A 26,206-nucleotide genomic window follows, 5' to 3' on the forward strand; every position below is an offset into this window, starting at 1 on the left:
TCCTTCTATGGATGGACACATCGGTGTGGACGAAAGCGGCAAGGGCGACTTCTTCGGACCGCTGGTCATCGCCGCATGCTACGTGGGGCCCGAGCACCTCGCGGAGCTCGACGGCGTCAAGGACTCGAAGAAGCTCACCGATGCCGTCGCGACCCATCTCGCGTCGAGGATCAAGGCCGTGTGCCCCCACTCGGTGATCGCCATCGGACCCGCCAAGTACAACGAGCTGTACGAGAAGTTCCGCAACCTCAACAAGCTGCTTGCATGGGGTCATGCGCGGGCGATCGAGAACGTGCTCGAGCTTGCGCCTTGCCAGCTCGTCATCTCCGACCAGTTCGCCGATCCGGCCGGCCTGCGCCGAGCCCTGTTCGAAAGGGGCCGCCAAGTCGAACTGCGTTCGATGGTCCGAGCCGAGAGCGACATCGCCGTGGCCGCCGCTTCGATTCTCGCCCGGGCGGAGTTCCTCTGGAAGCTCCGGTCTTTGGGCGAGCAGTACGGCGTCGCGCTTCCCAAAGGCGCCACGTCTCCCGTGATCGACGCCGGGGTCCGCTACGTCCAGGCCCACGGCCGGGACGCGTTGAAGAACGTCGCCAAGATGCACTTCAAGACGGCCGCCAACGTCTTGGCGGCCGCTCAAAGATAACGCCCGGTACCCGCAGCTCCTACAGCTTCAAGTCGACGATGCCGCTCACGCCTACACCGTCCACTCGGCGGATGTTGCTGAGCACATCTTTGCTCTCGACGGGAATCAACGCGCGGAAACGCACTTCTCCAAACAGCCCCCCCTCGATCTGCGCGACGGCTTGCACCTTATCGACGGACTCCTTGGCGCCCATCACCTGAGCGGCGCCGATCGCGCCGCTGCCGGAGCCGACGCTCAGGATCGGCACCACCTTGGTGGCCGAGGCCTTCGTGTCCTCGTGCTTCGTCGCCTTGTTGATGGTCGAGTTGATCTGGGGACCAAACTGCTTGACGGCGGCGCCGATGCCGACGACTTTGATCAACTGCTTGAGTTGAGGGGCCGCCGCCGTAGACAGGGCCAAGGCTCCGACAAGGGCGAGGATGAGTTTGCGATTCGTTTTCATGGTTTGGGAGTTCTCCTTCCAGTTGGACGATTGAGGCGGCCCCCTTGTTGCGAGGGACAGGTGCTTGCCAAAAAGAACGGGCCCCGGCTCGAAAGCCGGGGCCCGCAACCGAGAGAGGCGATCGGGTTTAGAACCGGACGCCGATCTGGGTCGTGATCAGGCCGCCCTTGGCGGTGCCGGCTCCGAACGGAGTGGTCATCACACCCTTGCCGTCGAAGTCGCTGATCTGCCAGTTGATGCTGAACGTCGAGTTGCCGCCCAGCATGTGGTCGAACCCGAAGTTCCACCAGGTGACCTCGGGGTCGCCGCCGGAACCAGAGTTGTCGAACCGGACGTTCTCCCAGCTCACGCCGACCTTCGAGTTGCTGTTGAGCTTGTAGCCCAGACCCGCCTTGTAGATGTCGACGTCGTTGCCCGAACCGTTCTCAGGCTCGTACATCTCGCCGGACGCCCACAGGCGAACGTTCTCGTTCAGGTCGAAGTGCGCGGCAGCGCCCCAACCCTTGATGTTGGTCGGGTTGTAGAACCAGGCGATTCGGCCCCAGTCGCCGGGAGCAGCGAAGTACTCTTCGATGTTCCGGTACCAGCCCTTGACGCCCCACTTCTCGGCATTGTAGGCAGCCTTGGCATACCACGCCGTGTTGTTGTCCGTGAAGACCGAAGTCGTGTTGTAGCGCTCGTCCGACTGGGCGAAGCCACCGTTGACCATGATCTTGCCGAACTTGAAGTTCGCATCGCCGCCAAACACGTTGACGCGGTTGACGCCAGGCGAGGAACCGATGACCTCGTCCGAATCCAGCCACAGGTACGACAGATTGATGCTGCCGTTCTGCGTCAGCGGAGTGCTGAACGTGGTGCCGAGCACGCGATGCGGCTCGAGCCACGAGTGGCCACCCGCCATGATCGTCTGGATGCTGTCAAAGTCCGTACCCGTCTGCGAGTTGATGCGACCGCCGAACACGTTGAGCTTGGCTCCACCGAAGTGGAAGTCGAGCGAACCGCCGTCAACCATGAACTTGCCATCGTCGAACCGGGGGTTGTCGTAGTCGGGAGTCGTATCCTGCTTCTGGAAGATGTACGGGCTCACCTTGATGCCGAGCCGGCCCACCGTCGCGCTGAAGTTCTGACCGACAAGGCTGTCGTCGAACTTGATCCATGCGTTCTGGATGTAGAACTCGGAATCCACGTTGTCATCGAACGGGTTGCCACTGTTGAGGTAGTTCTGCCCGTTGAAGAAGTCCAACGCGTTGCCGTTGACGACCGTGAAGCCCCACTTGGGTCCTTCGTCGTTCGTCCCCGAAAGGGTGACCGCAGCCTCGTGAATCACCGAGGTGTCGCGCGTCGCGCCGACGGGCTGACCGCTGTAGTCGTCTCGACCGTAACCGGTCGGGCGACCGTCGCGGGTCACGCCGAACTCGTCGTCGCTGTAGCCCATGAAGACCGCGAAGCCGAGGTCGCCATGAATGTCGACCGGAAGCTTCTTCTTCTCAAGGGCGCCCACGCGATCCGCGAGGTCGCTCATGCCCTTCTTCAGCGCTTCGACGTCCACGCCCATGGAGCTGAGCTCCTTCTCGAACGTGCTCGCCAGCTTCTTCAGATTGGCAATGTCATCGCCCCAAGCCTTCATGTTGCCCAGCTGGCCCTGAAGGTCGCTGAGGCCCCGCTTGAGGTTGTCGACATCGGCTTGGCTCGGGCCGCCGCCACCAGCCTTAGGAAGGTTGTCGACGATCCGCTTCAGATCGGAGATCCGGCTGTCCAGACCGTCCGTAATGTTCTTCAGGTGCTTGTACGTGGCGTGAATCGCAACCGCCAGCTCGTATCGGCTCGCCGGGCGAGGACCGCGGAACAGTCCGTCCGGATAGCCTACGAGAAGGCCGTTGTTCTTCATCTCCTTCAGGGCGTCGTACGCCCAGTGATTTTCGGGAGTGTCGGGAAAAGCGTCCGACTGGGCCAGCGCTGGTACAACCATCGCGGCGCCCAAGACGACGCTGAGAGCGATTTTAAGGGTTCGCTTCATGTCCGTTTGATGCTCCTTGCATTAGTTTTTCTCTGCAGGAGACACACCCCGGACTCCGGGTCGCCGCAACCGTCCTCATAACTTTCCTTGAGTTTCCTATGAGTCCAAGCTCCGCGGCCGTAGCTCAGATAGCGTGCATCCTGCAACGTGAACCCGTAAGTACTACAGGTTCAGGTGTAGTATAGACGCCCCGGAGGCAAAACACAACCCCTCCGGGAAAAAGAGTTGTAAAAAGGGTGGATTCGAACCTGAATCTCCTCAGTCGAATCCTAGAACTTGACGCTCAACTGGGTCGTGATCAGCCCGCCCTTGGCCCGATCCCCCGTGGTTCCGAAGGGCTGGAAACCCGCGGCGCCTTTGCCGTCGAAGTCGGAGATCTGCCACAAGATGTTCACGGTCGTCCGGCTGTCCATCGCGTAGCCGAAACCGATGTTCCACCACCGCTCGGTCGGCTTGCCGGCACCGCCCACGTTGCCGAGCGACCACTCGACGTGCTCGTACCCCAGACCGAACTGCCAGTTGCGGTTGAGCTGGTACCCGACGCCGAGCAGGTACCGATGCAGCTCGTCGTCCGAAGTGAGCGCCGACCTGGCCGTGCCTGCTCCCTGGTATCTCTCGGCCGAGCCCAAGATGCTCACCCGGTCGGAAAAGTCGAAATGGGCGTTCACGCCGTAGCCGCGGATGTCCGTAGGGTTCCACCAATCCCCGATGCGGCCCCAATCCCCCGGCGCGGCGAACAAGGGATCGATCGCCTTGTAGAAGCCCTTCACACCCCAGCGCGAACCCGACAGCCCGGCATTCACGTACCACGCGCGGTTGTCTTCGTTGACCACGGGCGTCTCGTTGTAGCGCACGTCGGACTGGGAGTAGCCACCCTCCAGACGGACCTCGCCGAGCCTCAGATTCAGATCGCCGCCGTACACGTTCACGCCGTTGACCAAGCCGGCGGATGCCGTGGAGACCGTGTCGCCGTCCAACCACAGGTACGCAAGATTCAACGTTCCCAGGGAGGCGATCGGGACGACGAGATTGGCGCCAAGAGAGCGGTCGACCAGCACGTCGAGCCCGGAGTTCATCCCGCGCGGCCTCGGCCCGCCCGGCGCGTAGCCGGGGCCGGTGAAGTTCCCTGCGAACATGGGTTGGAGCACGGTGCCATCGCCCGAGATGCCCGTGCTGGTCCTCCCGCCGAACACATCGAGCCGGGCGCCGCCGAACTCCAACCCGACGATCGCGCCGTCGAGGGTCCACGCGCGGTTGTCCCACCGCTCGTTGGAGAAGTAGGGCGTGTTGTCCACGCGCTGGAATAGATAAGGGCCCACGCGATAGTTGACCCGCCCGACCGAAGCGCTCAGATCGCGGCCCATCAGGCTCGTGTCGAACTTGAGCCAAGCCTCGCTCAGATAGAACTCGTTTTCGGGGGCGTAGTTGAGCGGAGCCCCCGGCACGACCCACGCCTGGTCTCCAAACCCCTCGAGCGCGTTGCCGGTCACGAACGTCGTTCGCCACTGGGTGGGGCTGTCGTCCCGACTGGAAAGGGTGAGCGCGGCCTCGTGGAATACGGAGAGGTCGCGCGTCGCGCCGCTGGGCAACCCGTTGTACGAGCCGTGCCCGATTCCAACGGGCCTACTGTCCACCGTCAGTCCGTAAAGCCCGTCTTGGCTGTAGCCGCCGTAAGCCGCAAAGGTGAGGTCGCCCCCGATGTTCACCGGCAGGGACTGCTTCTCGAGGTCCCCCACCCGCTTGTCCAGCGATCCCAGCCCCTGCTGCATCGCCGCCACGTCCACGCCCAGAGACGCAAGCTCCTTTTCAAAAGTCTGCGCGAGCTTGTGAAGCCGGGCGACGTCGTCCCCCCAGGCTCCCATCTTGGCGACCTGGGCGCGCAAATCCTCCAAGGCGCGCTTCGGGCTGACCAACGTGACTTGATCGCCACCGAAGGAGGTGTCGCGATCGGTCAGCATCTTGATGTCGTTGATCTGGCCGTCGACGCGGTCCATCATCTCTTTCAGGCGCTTGTACGCCGCGTGGACCGCCACCGCCATCTCGTAGCGGCTCGTCGGACGGTCGCCCCCCCATAGCCCGTCGGGATAGCCGACGAGGAGCCCGTTCGCCTTCATCGCAGCCAGCGCCTCGTACGCCCAGTGGTTCTTGGGCGTGTCGGGGAACGCGTCGGACTGCGCCCACCCCGGCACGGCCAGCGCGGCTCCCAACACGAGACCCAAGGCAACTCTCAACGTCCGATTCATGCGTGGCAATCTGCCCCCGGATGGGTACGACGGTTTCGCGGACCCTGGGAGAACACCCCCATTATGGCGCGAATCCACGTTCGGGTCCGTTTGACGCCACCCAATCAAATGGTCGGCTCCCACGAGCAGATGTGGAGCCCCACCCAAGGTAAAACGAGGTTGATGCTCGACCGCAATCTGCTGCGCACCCATCCCGACCGTGCCCGCGAAGGGGCCCGCCTCAAGAAGGTGGACGCTCCCATCGACGCCTTCCTCAAGGTGGACGAGTCTTGGCGCGCCTTGCTGGCCGAGCTTCAGGGCGACCAAGCCGAGATGAACCAGCTCAGCAAGTCGATCGGCGCGCTGATGGCCCAGGGCAAAGGCGAAGAGGCCGAGCAGGCAAAAGCCCAAACCGGCGCCCTCAAAGAGAAGGTGCGTGCCGGCGAGCAGCGCCAGCGCGCGCTCGAAGAGGAGATGGCCGCCCTCGAACTGCGCATCCCCAACATCCCGGACCCCGGCGTCCCGCACGGAGACGGCGAGGAGCAAAACGTCGTCGTGCGCACGTGGGGCGAGCCCGCGCAACCCGACGTCCCGAAGCCGCATTGGGAGATCGCCGAAGATCTCGGGCTGCTCGACCTCGCACGGGGCGCCAAGATCTCCGGCAGCGGATTCATCGTCTACACGGGCTGGGGCGCGCGGCTCCAGCGCGCGTTGATCCAGTACATGATCGATCACCAGACCCTGCGCAACGGGTACCGCGAGATCTTCCCTCCGTATCTCGTCAACGACCAGAGTCTCCTCGGCACCGGCCAACTGCCCAAGTTCGAGGAGGACCTGTACAAGGCGGGCGACGGACTGTACCTCGTTCCCACCGCCGAGGTGCCGGTCACGAATCTCTACCGCGACGAGATCCTTGACGGAGACGACCTCACCATCAAACTCGCCGCCTACAGCGCCTGTTTCCGCAAGGAGGCCGGCGCTGCCGGAAAGGACACCCGCGGGTTGCTGCGCGTCCACCAGTTCGACAAGGTGGAGCTGGTGAAGTTCACCAAGCCCGAGGAGAGCAAATCCGAGCTGGAGGCGCTCGTGCAGGACGCCGAACAGATCCTCCAAGCCCTCGGCCTGCACTACCGGGTCGCCGAGATGTGCACCGCCGAGCTGGGATTCTCCAACGCCAAGCAGTACGACCTCGAGCTTTGGGCGCCCGGCGTCGGCAAGTTCCTGGAGATCTCCAGTTGCAGCGACTTCGAAGCGTTCCAGGCGCGGCGGGCCAACATCCGCTTCCGGCGGGCGCAGGGGGAGAAGCCGGAGTTCGTCCACACCCTCAACGGGAGCGGCCTCGCCTGTCCGCGCCTGTTCGCGGCGATCCTCGAGACGTTCCTTCAGCCCGATGGCTCGGTGCTCGTTCCCGAACCCCTGCGGCCCTATGTGGGCACCGACCGGATCACGCGTTCCTAACAGGTTCTCCAGGACCCCGGTAGTTCGAGCGGGTTGGGCGCCCCCCCTTGCGCCGATGATTTTCTCGAGGCTGGACCGTCTGGGTCGGCTTCGGAGGAACAAGTGGGTCAAGGCATTCGAGCGTCTCAACGCGTGCAAACCACGACCGGGCTTCGCGTCGATCCCAAGGTCGTGCTCAACAGCCAGATCATGCAGTACACGATCCAGGAGCTGGATCAGGCGATCGAGGCCGAACTGGCGGACAATCCGGCCCTGGAGCGCCTGCACGACGACAGCGAGCCCCTGAGCGAAGAGATCATCCTCCGCACCGTGGCCCCGCAAGAGCTCGGCCCGTCCAGCGAGGATTTCGAGTTCCTGCGCAGCATCCCCAGAGACGAGGGCGACCGCGTCGATTGGATCGACTTCGCCGCCAGCACCACGACGCTCTGGGACCACCTGCGCGCCCAACTTCTGCCCATGCTTCCCGAAGAGCTGCGCGAGGTGGGAGAGTATGCGATCGAGTGCGTGAACGAAGGGGGCTACCTCGACTCTCCGGTCGAGGAGATCGCCCTTGAGAACAACTGCTCGCTGGCGGACGCCGAAACGGTCGTCGCCGCCCTCAAGGAGTGCGAGCCGAGCGGCGTCGGAGCCGCGGACGTGAAGGAGTGCCTGCTGCTCCAACTGCGCGACGCCGACACCATGGAGCGCAAACTCGCCCGCGCGATCCTCAAGACGCATATGGACGATTTCATCGCTCGGCGCACGTCCCGAATCGCCCGCCGCTACCGCATCGTCACGGAACTGGTCGAAGCGGCGTTCGACGAGATCCTTGCCCTCACCCCGTATCCCGGGGAGCTCTTCCGGGTGAAGACGACGCACCAAAACCAGGCTCGCCCCGTGGGGGTGGTCCCCGACCTCGTCCTGGTCCACTCGGAAGCGGGCTGGGAAGTTCACGTGCGCGGAGCCGATCCCGCGATCCTTGGCGTGGACCGCACGTACCAGGCCCGCCAAAGGCAGCTCGAGGCCATGAAGCGACCGCCCAAGGGCGAGACACGGCACGTCAACGAGTACGTGAACCGCGCGAGCCGGTTCATCGAGAGCATCAAGCAACGGCGCAAGACCATGAAGGCGATCGGGGAGTACCTCGTCCGGCACCAGAACGGCTTCGTTTCCACGGGTCGCTACGAGTTCCTCAAACCGCTCACCCGCTCGAAGATGGCCAAAGACCTCGGCGTGCACGAGAGCACCGTGAGCCGCGCGACCATGGGCAAATTCGTCCAGATCGCCAACGGCGAGCTGCTCGGCTTCGAGGTGTTCTTCAAACCCGCGCTCCGCGTCCAGAAGATGATCGCCGAGATCCTCGCCACGGAGAATCCGAACAACCCGCTCTCCGACGAAGAGATCGCGGAGATTCTCAAGAAGAAGGGCGTTTCGGTAGCCCGACGGACGGTGAACAAGTACCGCGACCGCGGCAAGCTCCTCTCTTCCCGCAAACGCCGAAGCGCTTGACACCCCTGCGCACACCGGACTCGCAACCCGAGATGTTATACTGGGGAGCGCGGAGAGATGGCTGAGTGGTCGAAAGCGCCCGCCTGCTAAGTGGGTAGGTGACGAAAGTCGCCTCTCGGGTTCGAATCCCGATCTCTCCGCCAGACAACTCCACCGAGCGTGCCATGCGACTCACCGCCGCCTTGATCGCCGTCCTCGCCGCGACCTTCGGGTTCGCGCAGAACACGGACGAGTACCTGCGGGCGCGCAAAGGCCTCGGCATCACCCAAGCGGTGGGCGTCGAGGCGCTCGAAACCCTCGTGGGCGTGCGCGTCCTCGAAGTTCAGGGAATCGTGAAAGGCACCATGAGCAGCAACGGCAACTCGCTGCTGCTCCTGGAGGGCACGGGCGGCAAACCGCTGTTCGTCTCCACGAAGGCCGTTCCCGAGTGGCTCCAAGGCAACGAAGTGCACGCGCGGCTGTTGATCCGGGCCAGCCGCGAATCCGAGATGCTGGAGCCCGACTCGACCCTGATCGCCGCCGCACCGGAGCGCGTGGTGCGCGATTTCGAAGACGCCCAGGCCCGCGCCGAGGCGAAGGCCGCCGCAGCCAAAGCCGCCGCGGCCAAGAGAAACACCAGACTTCCGTCCCGGGGCACAACCCCGCCGGCCCGCGAGTGGAACCTCTCCCCGCACGAGGCGCTCGAGCCCTACGTCGCGTTCATCCGCAAGCAGAACCAGAAGCTCACGCGCGAAGAGGCCGTCAAGATCGCCACGGGCGTCATCGGCTTCAGCGTTCGGTACGGCGTCGACGCGCGCCTGATCATGGCGATGCTGATGGTGGAAAGCGGATTCGACCCCGGCGCCACCAGCCGGACCGGGGCGATGGGACTGGGCCAACTCATGCCCGGCACCGCCAGAGGGATGGGGGTCGGGAACCCGTACGACAGCATCGAAAACCTCTATGGAACCGTGCGGCTCATCCGCGGCCATCTGGACAAGTACGGCAAGCAGACCGGCAACGCCGGATCGTACGAGTCGCTGGTGCTCGCCCTCGCCGCCTACAATGCGGGCGGGGGCGCGGTCGCCCGCCACGGCGGAGTGCCTCCCTACCGGGAAACGCAGAACTACATCCGAAAGGTGATCGCCCTGTACGAACGCCTCAGCGGCCGCTAGGCACTCCGGCTCCCAACTCCCTCAGCTCGGGCGGTGGATCGCCCGAAACTGCGCGTCGGGAGCCATCGGCCGAACACCGGGGCTCTCCTCTTCCGACTCCTTGAAGCCGAGCATCCGCCAGGTTCCCTCCGGGTCCCTCTCGTAGCGGTGGCGGAAGGCAAGATCCGCCTCGGCCAACCGCGAGACGATTTCGCGGGGCCAGCGCCGCAACTCGCTCGCCGCCGCGCGTGCGTCCTCGGCGAGCTTCGAATCCGTGAATCGGGCGCACCGGTCGTACGCGGTGAGGGCGTCGCCGAACATCCCGAGACACTGGAGGGCCGCCCCGCGCAGGAAGTGGTAGCCGGGTTCGAACGGATTGAGGGCGGTGAGCCGGCGAAGGGTGTCGATCAGGCCGCTGCAATCGCCGTCCGACCATTGGAGACGAGCCAACTCCTCGAGGTGCCCCAGGTGGGTCGGATCCGCAGCCACTCGGCGCTTCGCTAGGTCCATCGCATCCCTCCCTACGTTCTTCATGTCAAACCAACGACTCCGGCACGCGGATTGCCAACCCAGCAACGACGGTCCCAAAAATCGAGGCCTTCGCGTGCCGCGAACGAACGGCGAAAAACGCTCGTCAACACACGCAAGTGCCGCTCCTAGAGTAGCCCTAGTGACCTGTCTGGGCGAACAGGCAAATTTGCCAGAGATTGGCAGCTAGGCGGCGGTTTCACCGAGAATCCCGCCGGATTGCCGGGTCAGAGCAGCCGCTTTTGCCCGAACCGCAAGGGGGATCGTCTCACTCCCGTCGGGCGTCGACAGAGGTACCAGGGACGCGTAGGTCGTCGCTTCGTTGGCCCAGCTCTGGGCGAATGCGGCGTCCATCCCTCGAAGGAACACCACCAGATCGCCGCCCTCCCGACGGCAAAGCGCCGCCCCCAAGGGCAAACGGTCCCGCAGCTTCCGCATCAACACCCCTACGGCCTGCTCCACCGCGGGCGCCCCAAACCGCTCCACCAGTTCGGCCACGCGCAAGAGCTCGATGTGGACCAACGCACCTTCGGTCGCACCCTGGACCGCGTGCTGGAACTCCGGCACGGTCACAAGACCCTCGGGACGGTGCGCCCCCTCGATGAGCCGCCCCAGCGCCAGGGACAGTTCGGCGGCCACGGTATGGAGCACCTCCAAGTCGCGGACGTCGACGCCGCCGACGACTTGCGATGCCACGGTGACAAAGCCGCACGGCTCGGAACCGTAACGCAGGGGAACCAGACAGAAACTGTGGACCCGTCGCTTGAGGGCCTCGCGAGGCGGGCATCGCGGGTCCGCGTCCAGATCGTGCATGGCCAACTCCGGCGCCCCGCACGCCAGCCAGCCTTCGACCCCCGACCCCGATTCGAACTCCAGCGCCTCGAGCAAGCGGACGGCCCGCCCGGCGTGGGCCGCGGCCATCGCCTCGCCCTCCTCGAGGAGGAACACGCCGAAGTGGTCTGCCTCGAACAGTCCGGTCGAGCGCTTGGCGACCCGCGCGCAAAGCGACAGCGGTGTCTCCGCCCCGACGGACGCGACAGCGGTTTCGTACAGAATCTCGGTTTCGCGCAGGCGGCGATCGGCCTGCTCCCGCTCGTCGCGATCCCGAAGCAGCGCCGCAACGTACGGGGCCAACTCCTCCGCGCGCTCGCGGGCCTCGTCGAGGTGACCCGGGCGATCGTGGGAGACGACCATCATGCCCGAGACGGCGCCGCCCTCGGTCAGCACGACCTGGGCGATCTTCGCGCGGTCCGCCTCGGAGAGCAGAGCCGATGTGAGGGCGCCCACGGCGTGGCGCACCTGTCCGGGAGCGCGTTCGAGGTCGACTTCGAACGCGTGGGTGCGCAACTCCTCCGGAACGTCTCCGGTCACGGTGCGCAGCACGAGCTTCTCGGCGAACTGGGCGACGGTGTACAACGCAACGCTCTGGGCGCCGGTGAGCTCTTGAATCCGAGCCGCGAGGCGAGGCAGGAACCGCTCCCCACGCCCGAGTTTCGCTTCCTGAAGCTGGGCGATGAGACGATCGCGCCGACTCTTGCGCTCGAGATCGTGATAAGCGTCCCGCAGCTTGCGGAAGTTCTCGCGCAGCTCGAGGTATCCGTCAGGTTCGGCGGCGTGTTGGGGGGTTTCCGAGACAGGTTCGATGGGTCGAGTCACCGTCATCACGATCCGACGGTGGTTGAGCAGGAGGCCGACGCCGAGGACAGCCCCGGCCTGGGCGAGAACGCGCACGCCGACGGACCCCGGCTCTCCGACCGCGGATGCCGCGCACAGGAGCGCCGCACCCGCCAAGGGGGCCATCGCCGCCGGCTGGGAGCCAAACCGCGCGGCTGCGTAGGCGCATGGCGCCAGCACGAGGAATCCAAACTCGCCGGCCACGCCGGCAGACGTCGCCAAGAACGCGATCGCAAACGCGTCGGCCACGGCCACGAAGCCGCGCAATCCCGGATTGCGAAGGTCGCGAAGGTCCATCCGGTACGCCAACACGGCATACACAGCCACCAGGGCGCCCACCTTCCACGCAACATCGAAGTCGGGGCGACCGAGCCACCCTGCCGTCAAGATGGCGCCGGCGGCGATCAGGAGTCGAATGCTCAGCTCAACCATAAAGCGTCACTTTAGGTTTCGGAACGTTCAACCCTGATTTGCAGGTTGAGGGTTGCGAAATCGTCGAGCCTAGCTCGTGGTCTTGCGATACGCGTCGGAGTCCATCTCGCGAACCTCCACGGTCAACGAGATCTCCCCGGCCTCGAGCGACTCCGACACGTGGCTCCGCAGCCGCCCCAGCATCCGCTCCGCGATCTCCGCCCGCAACTCCGCCGAGCGGCCCGCAAGCAGGCGCACCTCGCAATGCACGAACCCGCGAGGGGCGCCCGCCCCCATCACCCAGTTCCCGCGAAGGCCGTGGTACGCCTTGATCGAGGCGGGATCCACGGACTCGCAACCCGAAAGCTCCGCGACGAGCCCCTCCAGGATGTCGGGAATACGGTCGTTCTCGAGAACGTCGGCCGAGGTTTCCAAAACGATGTGTGGCATGGGGTCACCCGTTGTAGAGGATCCGCTTGACGAGGTTGATGGTCTGCACGGCGTCCCCCGTGTCCATCGCCCGGTCGAGATCGGGCTTCTTCGCGTAGATCTTGAGCGCTTTCTTCATGCAGTTCGCGAAGAACTCCCGGGAGAGCGCCATGGACGCGACCTGCTCGGTTCGGTACGTGAACTGGTCTTCGCCAAACCACCCCTGGTAGTCCGTGTCCAGCGCGGCGTAGCAAAACTCGACGAAGCGCCACAGGTCGTCCGTGCCCGCGATGCGATCCTCGTCGTTCGAGTTGTACTTCGCCGCGTTGACGTGGAAGTTCGCGATGGGGACCCCAAGGCGCTTGAGCATGTACAGCGAATCCGCGGGCGTGTTGCCCACCATCTGCTCGTGGCCGTAGTCGATGGCGACCCCCATCACCGTCTTTCCGACGGTGCGGTTCACTTCGACGGCCACGCAAGCCGCTTTGGCCACGGTGTTGCACACCATGTTCCCCTCGCGCGGCTCTTTCTGCTTGGGCTCGGTTCCGAATTTCAGCCCGAGCCGGTCGCAGTGTTCGGCGGCCTCGGCGCACGCGTCGATAAACCAGGAGAGCCGTTTCCCATAGTCCACCTCGAAGTGGTAGTCCCACCCGTCGGATCCCGGCCACAGCCCGCAGCTCACGCATCCGATCTCCTTGGCGATCTCGATGCCCTGCCGCACGAGCGCGCGGCACTCCGAGCGCACGCCGGCGTCCGGGTGGGTGACGCCGCCGAACTTCCACTTCGGGTCGGTCCACGTGTTGAAATTCATGTTGGTGGGCTGGACGCCATGCTCCTCGAGGGCGGCCAAGATCTCGCGGATCTTGGCGGAATCGCGCTGCCGATGCGCGTCGATGAAACACGATTCGTGGAACTCCACCCCGTCGATGCCAGCCTCTCGCACCCGCCGAATCTGGGCGGGCACGGACGGATCGAAATCCGGGTTGTCGCTGTTGTAGCCCACCGGGCAGAACCGGTCGAAGAACTCGCCCGCGCACCAGTGTCCGGCGGCGAAGCGGATCTCGAACCGCTCGAACAAGGCGTCCACCGCGTCGCCTTCCAAGTACCCGTCGAACTCGCCCAACTGGGCCAACCGCTCCGCGTCGAACTTCATGGTCTCTCCTTGGAGGGAAGTCTACACCGCGTGTGAGGTCAGGGCCGCCGGGCCCTCCAAAACGAACGCGGGCGAACCGAGAGTAATCAGGGGCCCGGCAACAGGGCCAGGGTGTGGGGATGCGCTTCCAAAACTGGAGTCTCGGCAAGAAACTGACGGTCGGCTTCGGCGTGGTGATCACGCTGGGCTTCTTTGCGTTCATGGGCGCGGTCGGCGAGCTGTACGCCTACTCGGCTTCCATGAACGGCAAGATCGCGACGGTGCACGCGGCCGCGCTCACGAGCCAAGGCGTCCGGGCCGACGTGCTGCGAACCACCAACGACCTCACCCAGTTTGTCTACGGCGGCCAGAAGAGTTACCAAACGAGCTACACCAAACTCGCCGAGCAGACCGATCGGCAGTTCGCCGCCGCCTCGAAGTCGATCCAGAACCTCGACCGATCGACAGACCTCAACTCCGAGTGGAGCGACACGCGCAGCCAGTGGTCCGCGGCCCAACCCATCGCGACGGAGATCTTCGCCCTGTCGGCCCGCGGCGAGAACTCGGAGGCGCGATCGGTCTTCGAAACGCGCTACCTGCCCCAACTGGACAAACTCGATGCACAGTTCGAGGCCTTTGGAGGTCTCTTGGCGCGCCACCGCACCGACCTCGTGGGGCGGAGCAACGCGGAGATGACGCACAGCATCTTCCTGGGTTGGCTGTTCCAGATCCTCGTCGTCATCGTCTCCTGCCTCACGGCATGGGCGATCACGCGGTGGCTGACCCGCTCGGTCAAAACCGCGCGCGCCGCGCTCGCTTCGCTGGCCGACGGCGATCTGCGTACCCGAATGGATGCCAGCATGGGCGACGAAATGGGAGCGATGGCCGAGAGTTTCAACCAAGGCACCCAAGCGCTTTCCCAGATGGTCGACCGGACGATGTCGGTCGCCCATGAGGTGTCCGAGCTCTCCTACCAACTCGTCTCGGCCGCGCGCGAGTCCAGCGACGTCGCCGAACAGGTGAGCCAACACGCCAACGCCGTGGCGGACAACGTGACCCAGGAGTACCGCTCGCTGACCGAGGCCGACGAGAGCCTCTCGCAGATCGCCTCCGCCGCCCACGAGGTGGCCATCGGCGCGGAACAGACAGCCACGTCCGCGGGCCGCGGATTCGAGCAGATCCAGTCCGTCTCCTCGGTGTCGAGCCGGTTGATGGAGAAGATCCAACGCGTCGACAACTCGGCCACGGAAGCCGCCGTGCTCTCCAACCGCACGAGCGAGGTGCTGCAGGGCGCGCGAGACGCGATGGCGTCGATTCGAGAGGAAACGACCCTGGCCGCCGACGAGGTCCGCTCGCTGTCCCAAATGTCCGAGACGATCGGGCGCATCGTGCGGACGATCGAGGACATCGCCGAACAGACCAACCTGCTCGCCTTGAACGCGGCGATCGAAGCCGCCCGGGCCGGAGAGCACGGCCGCGGATTCGCCGTCGTCGCCGAAGAGGTGCGCAAGCTCGCCGAACGAAGCGCGATCGCCACCAGCGAAATCCAAGACATCATCGGGCAGGCGCAAGAGCGCACGACCCGCGCCGCGCGCGTCGTCGAGCGCACGGGCGAATCCGTCGACACGGGCGCAGGCCAATGCCTCGAGGCGTTCGCCAGCGTGCGCCAGATTCTCGAATCCGTGCAGACGATCGCCGGCGAAGCCAAGGACTCCGTGCAGGAGGCGCAACTGATCCGCAAGCTCATGGAGTCCGCCTTCGACGAGATGCAGCAGATCGCCTCCGTCGCGGAACAGAGCAGCGCAGCGTCCGAGCAGATGTCGGCCGCCACGTCGGAGACGCAGCGCGCGATGCGCTCGATCGTCGCCGTCGGCGAACGCAACGCGACGGCCGTGAGCGAGGTCGGGCAAAGCATCGCGAAGCAGTTGGAGAGGTTGCAGGAGCTCTCCGCCGGAAGCCTCAAGCTTCAGCTCGCGGCGCAGCAACTGGGCGAACTGCTCTCCGATTTCAAGATCGAGCGCCGGCAGCCAAGGGAAGGAAGCCCGGGCCTGCGCCTGGCGGCGTAAATTGGGCCTTCGGCCTTGGGCCTTGGTGGGACCAGCCGACATCGAAGGCCCAAGGCCCAAAGCCCAAGGCCCAACTAGACCTACTCCGCGTCTTCGCGCGGAACGTACTCGTAGTGCGTGAACCACCAGCCGGCGACGGCGGTGAACGCGGCGATCATGAGGACCAGCGCGACCCATGCCGTCTGGGTGGTCATCTGGTTGGTCGAGAGTTGGGCCGCCAACGCGCCGATCGGACCCGAGCTTTCGAGGGACGGGCGCTCCGAAATCGTCTCCAGATACTTGTAGATCGACAGGTAGTAGATATCGCCCTGGAGGTTGGGAATCATCGTCTCCCAACCAAAGGCGAACAAGATGCACACGATCATCGCCCGGTTGATCCAGAGCGTCAACAGGACGAACAGCGATGTGTAGGCGAGGGCCCCGACGCCCAGGGCGATCAGGTCCTTGACCAGCATCGCGTTGTCGCCGATCCGCGCGCCAAAGACCGCGAAACTCACCCCGATCGCCAGCAGCCATCCGATCGCGACCACGACCGTCGCGGCGGCCAAACTCCGAGCCAGCAGCAGCGTCTGACGCGGAATGGGGCGGGTCAGCAGGTAGACGATGGTCTTCTGCTCCACCTCCTGGCTCACCACCGCTGTGCTGAAGATCGCGGCGGTCAGCGCCAGCACGCGGTACACCAGCACCGCAGAAACCTGGTTGTACGCCGCCTGCGGGCTCATGCCCGTGGTCAGGCTCGTCCACAACTTTGCGATCCCAAAGACCGCCGCGACGACCAGCAGCCACACCACCAGCCGCTTGGGCCGCAGGAAATCACGGAGCGCGCTTTGGTAAAGGAAGACTCCCATCAGTCGGTCACCAGGTAGCGGAACACGGATTCCAGGTTGTTGTCGGGGCTGGAAAACCCCTCGACGTGAAGACCGCGTTCGAGCACCAGCGACGGGATGAAGTCGTAGAACCGGTCCGGCTCTCTCGTCTGCACCTCCAGCGAGCGGCCGGAGGGCGCGAACTGCACGCTCAGCACGTACGGAAGGCCCGCAAGAAGCGGCGCGATCTCGCGAGGCTGGTCTGTGTCGATCCGGATGCGGTGCGGGTGCTTGTCGATCAGCTCGCGGATCACCCGCAGATCGCCCGTTGCGAGCAGTCGCCCCCGGTGCAGCAGCAAGATGCTGCGCGTCATCTGCTCGACCTCGAAGAGAATGTGGCTGCTCACCAGGATCGTCCGCCCCTGATCGGCCAGCTCGCCCAACAGGTTGATGAACTCGCGCCGACCCACGGGATCGAGGCCGTTGAGCGGTTCGTCGAGCAAGATGATGTCCGGCTCGTGCAGCATCGCCTGGGCGAGCTTGATGCGCTGCCGCATCCCCTTGCTGTACCCCGCGATCGGGCGGTCGCACCTGTCCGCCATCCCGACCCGCTCGAGCACCGCGGCGGTCCGGCGCTCGGCCTCCGCCGCGTCGAAGCCCGCCATCCGGGCGAGCAGCCGCACGAAGGCGCGGCCGGTCATGTGCTCGTAGAAGTTGTCGATGTCCGGGCAGTAGCCGAGATGGCGGAACACGTCGGGGTTGGCGAACGGACGCAGACCCATCACCGTCACCGACCCTGTGGTCTCTCGGATCTGGCCGGTGATCATCCGCATCATCGTCGTCTTCCCCGCCCCGTTCATCCCCAGGAGCGCGGTCACGCCGGGCTGGATGGTGCAGGTGACGTCGTTGAGGCCGATGACCTGGCCGTACCATCGGGAGGCACCCTCGAAGATGATCATCCCACGACCTCGACCGCGCGGATGCGGCTCCACGCCAGCCAGAGCGAGCCCCCGCAGATCAGCAGAAAGACGGGGATGAAGACAGCGAGCGAAGGAGCGGGCACGGACTCGATCCGGCCCGGGACGCCGAACGGCGGGGTGCCGTCTGTGCCAAGGATGGCCTTCGTCAATCCGATCTGGACGCCGTCCACGCTCCCGTAGTAGAGGTTCTTCACGACCGGAGAGATCCCGCCGCGAGACATGCGCCAGGTCACGCCCATCATCTGGGTGAAGAAGTTGGTCACGAAATAGAGACCGGCATAGGTCGCGCCCGCCAGGCGCCCTTGATTGAAGAGAGAGCTCACTCCCAACACCACGCTGGCGTGGAACGCCGCCGGCAACGGCACGATGGCGAGCAGTTTGAGAATCAGCCAAGGATCGCTCGACAGGAACCCGCGGTCGCGAAAGCTCAACGCCCCGTAGAAGTAGAAAAAGAACGTGGGGATGGCAACCGCAAGCAGCATCGGCAGGAAGATCCCCATCCACTTGCCCAGAAGGTAGTCCGCTTTCTCGCACGGCTTGCTGAGATAGACCAGCAGGGCGTTCGCACGGTTGTCGTTCGCGATGGCCCCGGCTCCCAGGAGGAGCGCCAGCACCAGAAACCAGATCTGTCCGAGAGAGATCCCGTGCATGAACTGGTCCTTCCAAACGATGCGGTCGTAGAACGACTGCATGGGATCGACCCCTCCGCGGGCGGGGCTGTTCGTGGCGAGCTGCTCCACGAAGAACAGCACGATCATCATCACGAAGTAGTAGGCGCCGGAAAAGGTCGTGAAGACCCAGAACGACCGCTTCTTGAACGCCTGTTTGATCCCCATCCGCGCGATGACCCACCAGCGGTAGCGCGGCGACTCGAGCGTGCCGTCGTAGTTGCGATACGTGAGATCCGCGATGGGCGATGGGGTGCTAGCCATGGACGGCCTCCAAGAACGCCTCTTCGAGCGACCGTTCGGCCATGTGGAGCCCCCGGATCTGGGCGCCCACCTCCTTCGCGGCGGCAAACAACATCGTCGTGTTCTCCTCGTGCGTGCCCGAAGCCTGCACGCGGTACGCGGTGCCCTTCGCGTGAACCAACTTGCCGCCCCGTGTCACGACCGCGTTCACGAACGCGGCGCTGGGCACCTTGAGCTCGACGTCGACGGGCTGGCCCTCGATGCGCTTGAGATCTTTGATCAGCCCCTCGGCGCTCAGGCGGCCTTTCATCAGCACGATCACTCGATCCGAGACCCGCTCGATGTCGGGAAGCACGTGGCTACTCACCAGCACGTTCACACCTTTGCCGTGCGAGATGCTGCGCACCAGTTCGAGCATCTCCTCGCGCCCCGCCGGATCGAGCCCGTTGGTCGGCTCGTCGAGCAAGAGCAGTTGGGGGCCGTGGACGAGCGCTTGCGCGAGCTTGATCCGCTGCTTCATGCCGGTCGAATAGGTTTCGACGTTTCGGTACCGCGCCTCGCCGAGTCCGCAGTACTCGAGCACCTCGTGGGCGCGCCGAAGCGCCTGCCCCTCGGGCATGCCGGCGAGTTCGCCCGCGTAGGCCACAAACTGGACCGCGCTCATGCCGGGGATGTGGCAATCCTGTTCGGGCATCAGCCCGACCCTCTGCCGAATCTCGCGCCCCTGCGTGCGGAAGTCGAGGCCGAGCACCTTCCCTCCCCCGTTCGCCGCCGCGACGAATCCCAGGAGCGTCTTAATGAAGGTGGTCTTGCCCGCGCCGTTCGGACCCAGCAACCCCACGCAGCCTTCCGGAAGGTCGACGGAGAACCGGTCGAGAGCAGTGAAGTCGCCGTACTTGACGGTTAGGTCTCGGATTTCGGCGACGGCCATACTCGCCCTACTTTACACGCATCGTCGAGCCCACCGGGACCATCCGACCCACCACACGCGCGGGTCTACAATCAACCATGACTCTCGAGGCGCTGCTCGACACGCTGCGCGCGTGCCCGCTTGTGGCCTCGGTCCAAGCAAGCGAGGGCTCGCCGCTCGACGACCCCGCGACCCTCGCGCGGTTGGCCCGGGCGAGCGTGGCCGAGGGGGTCCGAATCCTCCGCCTGCAGGGCGTGGAGAACATCCGCGCGGCGCGCGGCGGACTGCCCTGCATCGGGCTGGTCAAGCAGCGGATCGAGGGTTCCGACGTCTTCATCACACCCACCTCGACCGAAGTCGACGCCCTCCTGGACGCCGGTGTCGACATCGTCGCCCTCGATGCAACCGCGAGGGTTCGACCGGGAGGGGCCGCGCTGCCGGCGTTGGTGGAGCGCATCCACGAAGCCGGCGCGCTGGCGATGGGGGACTGCGACACGTTGGACTCGGTCCTCGAGGCCATGGAGGCGGGGTGCGATCTGGTCGGAACGACCCTGTCCGGCTACACGGACGCCTCCCCTCCGCGGCCGGGACCAGACCTCGAACTCGTGCGCGAGGCCGCCGCCCGGAGCATTCCCGTCCTTGCCGAGGGTCGGGTCGCCGAACCTTGGCAGGCCGCCGCCGCGCTGCGCGCCGGGGCGATCGGCGTCGTGGTGGGGGGTGCGCTGAACGACCCGGTCAAGCAAACCCGCGCCTTTCTTCAGGCTTGCCGAACGACGGCGGGCCCCGTGGGCGCCGTCGACCTGGGAGGCACGTGGCTGCGCTTCGGGACCTTCGACGACAGGTGGCAGATGCAGGGTTCCGAGCGCATCGAGACGCCGGCGGACCCACAAGACAGGCTGGCCTGGATTCGAGCGCGGGCGCGCGAGTCCGGGGTGCGGGCATTGGGCATTGGAACCGGAGGCGTGGTGGACCCGGACACCGGCACGGTGTGGCGGTCCAAACCGCTCATCCCCGACCACGAGGGCACCGTCCTCCGGTTCGATCTCCCCACGTACGCGTTGAACGACGGTCTGGCAACGGCCTGGGGCCATGCATGCCACCCCCTCTTCGCCGGCACGCGCGTCGCCACGATCGCGCTCGGCACGGGGGTGGGGTTCGGCATCGTGGAGCGCGGCCGGCTGCTGATGGGTGCGCGGGGCGAGCCCCCGCACCTCAACGACGTGCCCACGCCCTGGGGGTCCTTTGAGAGCCTGCTCGGCGGCTATGCGCTGGGCGCTGACCCCTCGCCTGCCCAGATCGCGTCGGCGCGCGAAGCGGGCGTCGCCGCCATCCGCCTCGTGCACGGCCTGTTCCACCCCGACCACGTCGTGGTGTGCGGTGGAGTGGGTTTGGGTCTGGTGACCGGTCCCGACCCCGTGTTGGACGGGTTGCCGAGCCCCTTCGGCCAAGATGCCGGCTTGTACGGCGCGGCGGCGTTGGCACTGTGGCCGGGATAGGTTCGTGCTTTGTTCTTGGTCCTTGGTCCTTGGGGCGCGGGCGTCGGTAAACTCACCACTTCATGCCCGACCTCCTTCTTGAACTGGGATGCGAAGAGCTGCCGGCGTCGTTTGTTCGCAAGGCCGCCGACGACCTTCAGAGCCATGTCGAAGAGCGCCTTCGGGAGGCGGGCATCGGCTTCGAGAGAACGCAAAAGCCGCTCTCGACGCCCCGGCGTTTGATCGTGCACCTGGCTGCGGTCGACGCGCGGCAGCCGGACCAGACCAAGGAGATGCGCGGGCCGGCGGTCAAAGCCGCCTACGACGGCGAGGGCAACCCCACCGGCGCGCTCCAAGGATTCTGCCGGGGCCAGGGAGTGGACCCGAAGGACGTGCGCCAGGAAGGCGACTACGTGTGGGTGACCAAGACCCTTGAGGGACGTCCCACCGCCGAGGTGTTGTCCGAACTGCTACCCGACGCGATTCGGGCCCTCACATTCGAAAAGTCGATGCGATGGGGCGAGTCCCGCATGCGGTTCGCGCGCCCCATTCGGTGGATCCTCGCGGTCTTCGACGGCGAAGTCGTGCCGTTCTCGATCGAGGGGGTGGAGGCGGGTGCCACGAGTCGCGGGCACCGGTTCAACCATCCCGAACCGTTCGAGGCGCGCACCCTCGACGCCTTGCTGAACGGCCTTCTCGCACGCCAGGTCGAACCCGACCCGGCGGAGCGGGAGACGCGGATCCGCGAGGGAGCGACGATCGCGGCCTCCGGCACGCCCGACTTGACCGACGCCCTGGTCGATGAAAACGTGTTCCTGACCGAGTGGCCGACGGCGATCGAAGGCGCGTTCAAGCCCGAGTTCATGGAGCTCCCAGAGCCGGTGCTGGTCACGGCGATGGCCAAACATCAGCGCTTCTTCCCGGTTCGCGACGGCAAGGGCGCCTTGACGAACCGGTTCATCTCGATCCGAAACGGCGGCGAGGATGCCGTGGTTCGCGAGGGGAACGCGTGGGTGCTCAACGCGCGGTTCAACGACGCCAAGTTCTTCTTCGACGACGATCAGAAGCACGATCTTGCCCAGTTCCTCGAACGCACGCGGGGCATCGTGTTCCAGGACAAGCTCGGCACCGTGCGCCAACGGGCCGACCGCCTCGCCGCGCTGACGGCAGGGGTGGCCGCCCACTTCGGCGCGGGCTCCGACGAGCAGAAGCTCGCCGAGCAGGCGGGACATCTCGCCAAAGCGGACCTGAGCACGGGCCTGGTCAGCGAGCTCCCCTCGCTGCAGGGAGTTGTGGGGAGCGAATACGCGCGCCGCGAGGGCGTTCCGGAAAGCGTCTGTGGCGCTTTGGCGGCCCACTACGATCTGACCCGATGCACGCCGCCCGCTTCGCCCGACGCCCGGCTCGGGCTCTTTCTCCTGGTCGCGGACCAGCTCGACCGCTTGGCGGGCAACCTGGGCATCGGACTGGTCCCGACGGGATCGAGCGATCCCAACGGGCTCCGCCGCGCAGCCACCCTGGTCCTGGAAGCCACATGGGCCTGGCCGGACCGAGTTCCCTCGCTTTTGCACCTCTTCCACCAGGCGCTGAACCTGTACGAACGCCAAGGAGTCGACCTCGACCTCGCGGCCGCGAGCGCGGCGTTGGGCGACGTCTTGAGCTCTCGCTACGAGGCGTTGCTCGCTTCGAGCCGGCACGACCAGGTGCAGGCGGCCATCCTTGCGGACAGCCTCGAAGCCCTCGCCTCGCCCGATGATGTGAAGACGCGCCTCGCGGCCGTTGGTGCGCTGGCGGCCGACGAAGCCTTCGTGCAGACGGCGACGCGGCCCCTCAACATCCTCGCCGCCGCCGACAAGAAGCAGGTCCCCTACCACAGGGAGGCGCCCCTGGCGACGCTGGATCGAGCCCAACTGGCCAGTCCCGAAGGCGAGGCCCTCGCGGACGCGCTCGGGCCGGCGGGCGACGCCGCCACCCAAGCGGTCCACCGCCAGGATGCAAAAGCCCTGACGGCGGCGCTCAAACCGTTGGAAGTTCCGATCAACGCCTTCTTTGAGGCCACGATGGTGATGTCGGAGAACGAGCAAGAGCGCTATGTGCGGCTCAGCCTCGTCGCCGCGGCCGCCGAGGTCTTGCGCCTCGGTGGGGACTGGTCGAAGCTGGAGGGCTAGTCCATCGTCAGCATTCGATGTTCGGGTGGAGGAGGGAAGCGAGCGCCTTGTGGGAGTGGGGGGGGGGGGGGGGGGGGCGGCGAGCTTGCTCGTCGCCTTGCCTTCGAGCGGCTTGCCGCGAGTCCAGGTGTGGAACCGGCGACAAGTCGCCGGTGAAGCGGCCGACCACCCCCCCCCCCCACTCCCAAGAGCGACGAGCAAGCTCGCGCACTCCCAAGGGAGCGGAAGCCCTCATCGAGTTCATTCCGCCAGTAGACTAACCAATGTGTCCGCCGAGGAGATTCTCGCCAAGTCCGATCGCTTCCTGAAGGAGGAGGTCCAACCCCGTGCCTGCGCCATCGATGCCGATCCCGACGCCCTGCGTTCGGCTCTTGAGGGGCTGTGCGACAGGGACCTGATGGCCCTACGCCGACCCATGGAGTTTGGGGGGCCTGCATTGGACGAGGACGCCTTTCGCCAGTTTCAGGAAACGGTGGCCCGGTACTCCGGATCGCTCGCTTTTCTCCAGACCCAACACCAGAGTGCGGGTTCGATGATCGCGAAGGGAGACAACCCGGAGCTGCGAGCCGAATATCTGCCGCAAATGGGGGATGGCCGCAAGCTCGTCGGCATCGGCTTCAGCCAGTTGCGGCGGCCGGGGCCGCCGATGATGCGCGCCGAATCGTGCGAGGGCGGGTACCGGCTGAACGGGGACGTGCCTTGGATCACCGGGTTCGGCCTCTATCCCGAGTTCCTCGTGGGAGCGACGCTGCCGGACGGTCGCGCGGTCTTCGCCGTGGTGCCGTTCGTGGACTCCCAGCGCCCAGGCGAGGCGATCACGTTCTCCGAACCGATGCGGCTCGCCGCCATGGAGTCGGCCCAAACCGTGTCGGGGACGTTTGAGAACTGGTTCGTGCCGGACGCCCGAGTCGTGTTTCTCAAGCCTGCAGGTTGGATCAAGAACAACGACATGATCAACGTGACGCTGCAGGGCCACTTTGCGCTCGGTTGCGCACGGGCGGGGCTCGACATCGTGGCCGCCGCCGCGGAGCGCAAGGGCTTGCCCTTCGTCCACGACGCGTGGACGAAGCTGGACGCCGAGCTCGAGGCGTGCCGCAAGGCGACGGTCGATGCGCGCCAAGTCGGCGAGGAGACGACCGAGGAGCGCCTCAAGGTTCGCGCGTGGGCGATCGACCTCGCGGTGCGCTGCGCCCACGCGGGCGTGGCCGCAAGCAGCGGCGCCGCGAACAGCGCCGCCCACCCCGCGCAACGGGTGTACCGCGAGGCCCTCGTCTTCACCGTGAGCGCGCAGACCAGCGCGATCATGGAGGCGACGCTGGAGCGGCTGGCGAGGGAGTAGCGATTGGTCCTTTGTCCTTCGTCCTTCGTTTTTGCGCCTTAGATCTTGGCTCGGATGGTGGCGCGCAGTCGGTTCAGCATGCGGCCGGTTTGGTCGAGCAGCTCATCCATGCGAGAACGTTCTGCGTGCGGAAGCAATTCTTGACACAGGATCCAAAGCGTCTCAACCTCTCTCAAGCTCCCCATGGCGATGCTCAAGCATTGGACGTACTCCTTCGGGTGTTGGCGCCCGTTTCCCTCTGCGATGTTCGACGGCACCGACACCGCTGCACGGCGGATCTGGCTGGTCAAACCGAAGACCTCGGTCCGCGGCAGGTCCCTCGTCACCCTATAGACTTCTCGCGCCAAGTCCATTGACGTCTGCCAAACGTGGAGATCCTTGAAGGTCGTGGCCGATCCCATCCGCATACAGTACCTCATTACTTCTGCCCATTCGGTCCTCAGGACCGATCACCCAAGGCCCAAGGCCCAAGGCCCAAGGCCGAAGGCCCGATTCCATGCAAGTAACATCACCATGTGGCAGGCCTTCCGCTTTCCGGCACGTTCCTCGACGAGATCACCCACGACATCCCCTCCCAAAACTGGGGGCGGGAGGATTGGGACCGGGAGTTCGGGCTGTACAAGCGCATCGGCATCGACACGGTGATCCTGATTCGCGCGGGCTACCGAGACCGGTGTGTCTTCCCGGCCCGGTCCGTCCCTGGGCTGCTCCCCGTCTACGAGGACCTCGCCCGAATGTTCCTCGACCTCGCCCACGCCCATGGACTCCGTCTCTTCTTCGGGCTGTTCGACTCGGGCGTCCACTGGGTCCGAGGCGATTGGCGCGAGGAGGTCGAACTGAACCTGCGCTTCATTGAGGAGGTGGCCGCACGGTACGGGGGCCACGCGGCGTTCCAGGGGTGGTACCTGTGCCACGAAACCGGCAGGCGCGAGCCCTACACCGAGGAGCTTTACAACCGGCTGGGCCACGCGTGCAAGCAGGCCGTGCCTCGTCCCGTCCTGATCTCGCCCTACCCCCAGGGAGCGAAGCAGCCCGGCGCCGCCCCCCTCCCTCTCGAGGAGTCTTTTCGCCAGTGGCACGACATCTTCGCCGAAACGCGCGGAGCGTTCGACATCTGCGCGTTTCAAGACGGCCAACTGCACTATCGGGAGCTGCCCGAGTTCCAAGAGGGGATCGCCGAGCTGGGCCGGCGCCACGGAATCACCGTTTGGGCGAACGTCGAGACGTTCGATCGGGACATGCCGATCAAGTTTCCCCCGGCGGACTGGCGCAACTTACGCTTGAAGCTGGAGTCCGCCTCGCAACGCGCCGAAAAACTGATCACGTTCGAGTTCGCGCACTTCCTTTCGCCCCACTCGTGCTACCCTTCGGCCCACAACCTCTTTCGGCGCTACGCGGAGCACTTTGGAATCCGAATCGAAACGTAGCCCGATTTTTTTGAACTCCCGGGCGCCGAATGCGTTTACCCTGGTGTAGGGGGCCACTGGCCCTCCGATCGGAGGTTGATATGCGATTTCGAACCCAACCCATGCTGGCCGCGGCCGTTGCCGTGGCCGCGCTTGCCGTTCCGCTGACGATTCAGACCGTGGGCGCCCAAGATGCGCCTCCAAATCCGCCCGGACAAGGCGGAGCGATCGCCGGCCCGCGCGGCGGGCAGCGTCCCGGCCAATTCCCAGGACAACCTGGGCAGTTCCCAGGGCAACCCGGACAGCCGGGCCAGCCAGGGCAGTTCCCCGGAATGGCCATGATGATGGGAGGGGGAAGCCCGACCATGGTGGTCGACGGCCAGTTCCTCTACATCCTGCGGGGCAACCAGTTGCTCAAAGTCCAAAAGGAGACCCTCAAGGTCGTTGCCCAAGGCGAACTCCCCATGCCCGAGATGCGGGGCCCGGGCGCCCCGGGAGCCGTCGGCCGCGAGCAGCTTCGACGCGGCGGCGGCGGCAACCCGCCTCCCCCGAGCGAGTAGGATCACGC

22 protein-coding genes and 1 tRNA gene are annotated in these 26,206 nt (G+C 65.7%); 12 read left to right on the forward strand and 11 right to left on the reverse strand.

The window, feature by feature from the left end; genetic code table 11:
* Window positions 1-7: 7 nt before the first annotated feature.
* Window positions 8-643 carry a ribonuclease HIII gene (gene rnhC, locus M9921_02310; GenBank protein ID MCO5295667.1) on the forward strand — a complete coding sequence of 212 codons (636 nt, stop codon included), beginning with the start codon at window positions 8-10 and terminating at the stop codon, window positions 641-643.
* 19 nt (window positions 644-662) lie between these two features.
* Here the strand turns inward: rnhC and M9921_02315 are convergent, their stop codons facing one another.
* From M9921_02315 to M9921_02325, 3 genes are all read right to left on the reverse strand, one after another.
* Complete coding sequence (locus M9921_02315) at window positions 663-1,085, reverse strand: hypothetical protein (protein MCO5295668.1); 423 nt, start codon at window positions 1,083-1,085, stop codon at window positions 663-665.
* A 127-nt stretch (window positions 1,086-1,212) separates the two neighbouring features.
* Window positions 1,213-3,102 carry an S-layer homology domain-containing protein gene (locus tag M9921_02320; GenBank protein MCO5295669.1) on the reverse strand — a complete coding sequence of 630 codons (1,890 nt, stop codon included), beginning with the start codon at window positions 3,100-3,102 and terminating at the stop codon, window positions 1,213-1,215.
* Between the two features lie 269 nt (window positions 3,103-3,371).
* Complete coding sequence (locus M9921_02325; GenBank protein ID MCO5295670.1) at window positions 3,372-5,345, reverse strand: S-layer homology domain-containing protein; 1,974 nt, start codon at window positions 5,343-5,345, stop codon at window positions 3,372-3,374.
* A 162-nt stretch (window positions 5,346-5,507) separates the two neighbouring features.
* Between M9921_02325 and serS the strand changes: the two genes are divergently transcribed.
* The 4 genes from serS (at window position 5,508) to M9921_02345 (ending at window position 9,424) form a co-directional block, all read left to right on the forward strand.
* The gene (gene serS, locus M9921_02330; protein MCO5295671.1) at window positions 5,508-6,782 is read left to right on the forward strand and encodes a serine--tRNA ligase; all 1,275 of its coding nucleotides are present in this window, start codon (window positions 5,508-5,510) and stop codon (window positions 6,780-6,782) included.
* Window positions 6,783-6,914: 132 nt separating this feature from the next.
* Window positions 6,915-8,270, forward strand: a complete 1,356-nt coding sequence (gene rpoN / locus M9921_02335) for an RNA polymerase factor sigma-54 (protein MCO5295672.1) — start codon at window positions 6,915-6,917, stop codon at window positions 8,268-8,270.
* 51 nt (window positions 8,271-8,321) lie between these two features.
* Window positions 8,322-8,413 (forward strand) — tRNA-Ser (locus M9921_02340).
* Window positions 8,414-8,434: 21 nt separating this feature from the next.
* Window positions 8,435-9,424, forward strand: coding sequence for a lytic transglycosylase domain-containing protein (locus M9921_02345; GenBank protein MCO5295673.1), 990 nt, complete (start codon window positions 8,435-8,437; stop codon window positions 9,422-9,424).
* A gap of 21 nt (window positions 9,425-9,445) precedes the next feature.
* On the opposite strand, the gene M9921_02350 is transcribed toward M9921_02345, so the two are convergent.
* The 4 genes from M9921_02350 to M9921_02365 form a co-directional block, all read right to left on the reverse strand.
* On the reverse strand, window positions 9,446-9,913 hold the full coding sequence (locus M9921_02350) for a hypothetical protein (protein ID MCO5295674.1): 468 nt from the start codon (window positions 9,911-9,913) through the stop codon (window positions 9,446-9,448).
* Between the two features lie 204 nt (window positions 9,914-10,117).
* A complete protein-coding gene (locus tag M9921_02355; protein ID MCO5295675.1) occupies window positions 10,118-12,037 on the reverse strand; it encodes a GAF domain-containing protein in 1,920 nt (639 codons plus the stop codon).
* Between the two features lie 69 nt (window positions 12,038-12,106).
* A complete protein-coding gene (locus M9921_02360; GenBank protein MCO5295676.1) occupies window positions 12,107-12,466 on the reverse strand; it encodes a hypothetical protein in 360 nt (119 codons plus the stop codon).
* A 4-nt stretch (window positions 12,467-12,470) separates the two neighbouring features.
* Window positions 12,471-13,598 carry a sugar phosphate isomerase/epimerase gene (locus tag M9921_02365; GenBank protein ID MCO5295677.1) on the reverse strand — a complete coding sequence of 376 codons (1,128 nt, stop codon included), beginning with the start codon at window positions 13,596-13,598 and terminating at the stop codon, window positions 12,471-12,473.
* A 119-nt stretch (window positions 13,599-13,717) separates the two neighbouring features.
* Here M9921_02365 and M9921_02370 point away from each other — a divergent pair, with 119 nt between their 5' ends.
* Complete coding sequence (locus M9921_02370) at window positions 13,718-15,643, forward strand: methyl-accepting chemotaxis protein (protein MCO5295678.1); 1,926 nt, start codon at window positions 13,718-13,720, stop codon at window positions 15,641-15,643.
* A gap of 80 nt (window positions 15,644-15,723) precedes the next feature.
* On the opposite strand, the gene M9921_02375 is transcribed toward M9921_02370, so the two are convergent.
* Genes M9921_02375 through M9921_02390 form a run of 4 tightly spaced genes read right to left on the reverse strand, consistent with a single transcriptional unit; the run spans window position 15,724 to window position 19,271 of the window.
* Window positions 15,724-16,491 (reverse strand): ABC transporter permease, encoded by a 768-nt coding sequence (locus M9921_02375; GenBank protein ID MCO5295679.1) that lies wholly within the window; start codon window positions 16,489-16,491, stop codon window positions 15,724-15,726.
* The gene (locus tag M9921_02380) at window positions 16,491-17,408 is read right to left on the reverse strand and encodes an ABC transporter ATP-binding protein (GenBank protein MCO5295680.1); all 918 of its coding nucleotides are present in this window, start codon (window positions 17,406-17,408) and stop codon (window positions 16,491-16,493) included. Before M9921_02380 ends, M9921_02375 begins: the two co-directional genes overlap by 1 nt.
* Window positions 17,405-18,361 (reverse strand): ABC transporter permease, encoded by a 957-nt coding sequence (locus M9921_02385; GenBank protein MCO5295681.1) that lies wholly within the window; start codon window positions 18,359-18,361, stop codon window positions 17,405-17,407. Before M9921_02385 ends, M9921_02380 begins: the two co-directional genes overlap by 4 nt.
* Window positions 18,354-19,271 carry an ABC transporter ATP-binding protein gene (locus tag M9921_02390; protein ID MCO5295682.1) on the reverse strand — a complete coding sequence of 306 codons (918 nt, stop codon included), beginning with the start codon at window positions 19,269-19,271 and terminating at the stop codon, window positions 18,354-18,356. Before M9921_02390 ends, M9921_02385 begins: the two co-directional genes overlap by 8 nt.
* Window positions 19,272-19,348: 77 nt before the next feature.
* On the opposite strand from M9921_02390, the gene M9921_02395 reads away from it, so the two are divergent.
* From M9921_02395 to M9921_02420, 6 genes are all read left to right on the forward strand, one after another.
* A complete protein-coding gene (locus M9921_02395) occupies window positions 19,349-20,746 on the forward strand; it encodes a putative N-acetylmannosamine-6-phosphate 2-epimerase (protein ID MCO5295683.1) in 1,398 nt (465 codons plus the stop codon).
* Between the two features lie 62 nt (window positions 20,747-20,808).
* Entirely contained in the window at window positions 20,809-22,893 is a 2,085-nt protein-coding gene (gene glyS, locus M9921_02400) for a glycine--tRNA ligase subunit beta (GenBank protein ID MCO5295684.1), read from the forward strand.
* Window positions 22,894-23,158: 265 nt separating this feature from the next.
* On the forward strand, window positions 23,159-24,232 hold the full coding sequence (locus M9921_02405; protein ID MCO5295685.1) for an acyl-CoA/acyl-ACP dehydrogenase: 1,074 nt from the start codon (window positions 23,159-23,161) through the stop codon (window positions 24,230-24,232).
* A 189-nt stretch (window positions 24,233-24,421) separates the two neighbouring features.
* On the forward strand, window positions 24,422-24,565 hold the full coding sequence (locus tag M9921_02410; GenBank protein ID MCO5295686.1) for a hypothetical protein: 144 nt from the start codon (window positions 24,422-24,424) through the stop codon (window positions 24,563-24,565).
* Between the two features lie 182 nt (window positions 24,566-24,747).
* Window positions 24,748-25,659: a DUF4434 domain-containing protein gene (locus tag M9921_02415; protein ID MCO5295687.1), complete on the forward strand. Its 912-nt coding sequence runs from the start codon at window positions 24,748-24,750 to the stop codon at window positions 25,657-25,659.
* 80 nt (window positions 25,660-25,739) lie between these two features.
* On the forward strand, window positions 25,740-26,198 hold the full coding sequence (locus M9921_02420; GenBank protein MCO5295688.1) for a hypothetical protein: 459 nt from the start codon (window positions 25,740-25,742) through the stop codon (window positions 26,196-26,198).
* The last annotated feature ends 8 nt before the right edge of the window (window positions 26,199-26,206 follow it).

The organism is Fimbriimonadaceae bacterium (genome assembly GCA_023957775.1).
Taxonomy (GTDB): domain Bacteria; phylum Armatimonadota; class Fimbriimonadia; order Fimbriimonadales; family Fimbriimonadaceae; genus JAMLGR01.

Coding starts and splice junctions, on each gene's coding strand:
- M9921_02420 (MCO5295688.1), top strand. CDS start 25,740: ATGCGATTTCGAACCCAACCCATGCTGGCCGCGGCCGTTGCCGTGGCC.
- M9921_02380 (MCO5295680.1), bottom strand. CDS start 17,408: ATGATCATCTTCGAGGGTGCCTCCCGATGGTACGGCCAGGTCATCGGC.
- M9921_02315 (MCO5295668.1), bottom strand. CDS start 1,085: ATGAAAACGAATCGCAAACTCATCCTCGCCCTTGTCGGAGCCTTGGCC.
- glyS (MCO5295684.1), top strand. CDS start 20,809: ATGCCCGACCTCCTTCTTGAACTGGGATGCGAAGAGCTGCCGGCGTCG.
- M9921_02410 (MCO5295686.1), top strand. CDS start 24,422: ATGCTCAAGCATTGGACGTACTCCTTCGGGTGTTGGCGCCCGTTTCCC.
- M9921_02325 (MCO5295670.1), bottom strand. CDS start 5,345: ATGAATCGGACGTTGAGAGTTGCCTTGGGTCTCGTGTTGGGAGCCGCG.
- M9921_02375 (MCO5295679.1), bottom strand. CDS start 16,491: ATGGGAGTCTTCCTTTACCAAAGCGCGCTCCGTGATTTCCTGCGGCCC.
- M9921_02345 (MCO5295673.1), top strand. CDS start 8,435: ATGCGACTCACCGCCGCCTTGATCGCCGTCCTCGCCGCGACCTTCGGG.
- M9921_02395 (MCO5295683.1), top strand. CDS start 19,349: ATGACTCTCGAGGCGCTGCTCGACACGCTGCGCGCGTGCCCGCTTGTG.
- M9921_02320 (MCO5295669.1), bottom strand. CDS start 3,102: ATGAAGCGAACCCTTAAAATCGCTCTCAGCGTCGTCTTGGGCGCCGCG.
- M9921_02385 (MCO5295681.1), bottom strand. CDS start 18,361: ATGGCTAGCACCCCATCGCCCATCGCGGATCTCACGTATCGCAACTAC.
- M9921_02355 (MCO5295675.1), bottom strand. CDS start 12,037: ATGGTTGAGCTGAGCATTCGACTCCTGATCGCCGCCGGCGCCATCTTG.
- M9921_02360 (MCO5295676.1), bottom strand. CDS start 12,466: ATGCCACACATCGTTTTGGAAACCTCGGCCGACGTTCTCGAGAACGAC.
- rnhC (MCO5295667.1), top strand. CDS start 8: ATGGATGGACACATCGGTGTGGACGAAAGCGGCAAGGGCGACTTCTTC.
- M9921_02365 (MCO5295677.1), bottom strand. CDS start 13,598: ATGAAGTTCGACGCGGAGCGGTTGGCCCAGTTGGGCGAGTTCGACGGG.
- M9921_02350 (MCO5295674.1), bottom strand. CDS start 9,913: ATGGACCTAGCGAAGCGCCGAGTGGCTGCGGATCCGACCCACCTGGGG.
- M9921_02370 (MCO5295678.1), top strand. CDS start 13,718: ATGCGCTTCCAAAACTGGAGTCTCGGCAAGAAACTGACGGTCGGCTTC.
- M9921_02390 (MCO5295682.1), bottom strand. CDS start 19,271: ATGGCCGTCGCCGAAATCCGAGACCTAACCGTCAAGTACGGCGACTTC.
- serS (MCO5295671.1), top strand. CDS start 5,508: ATGCTCGACCGCAATCTGCTGCGCACCCATCCCGACCGTGCCCGCGAA.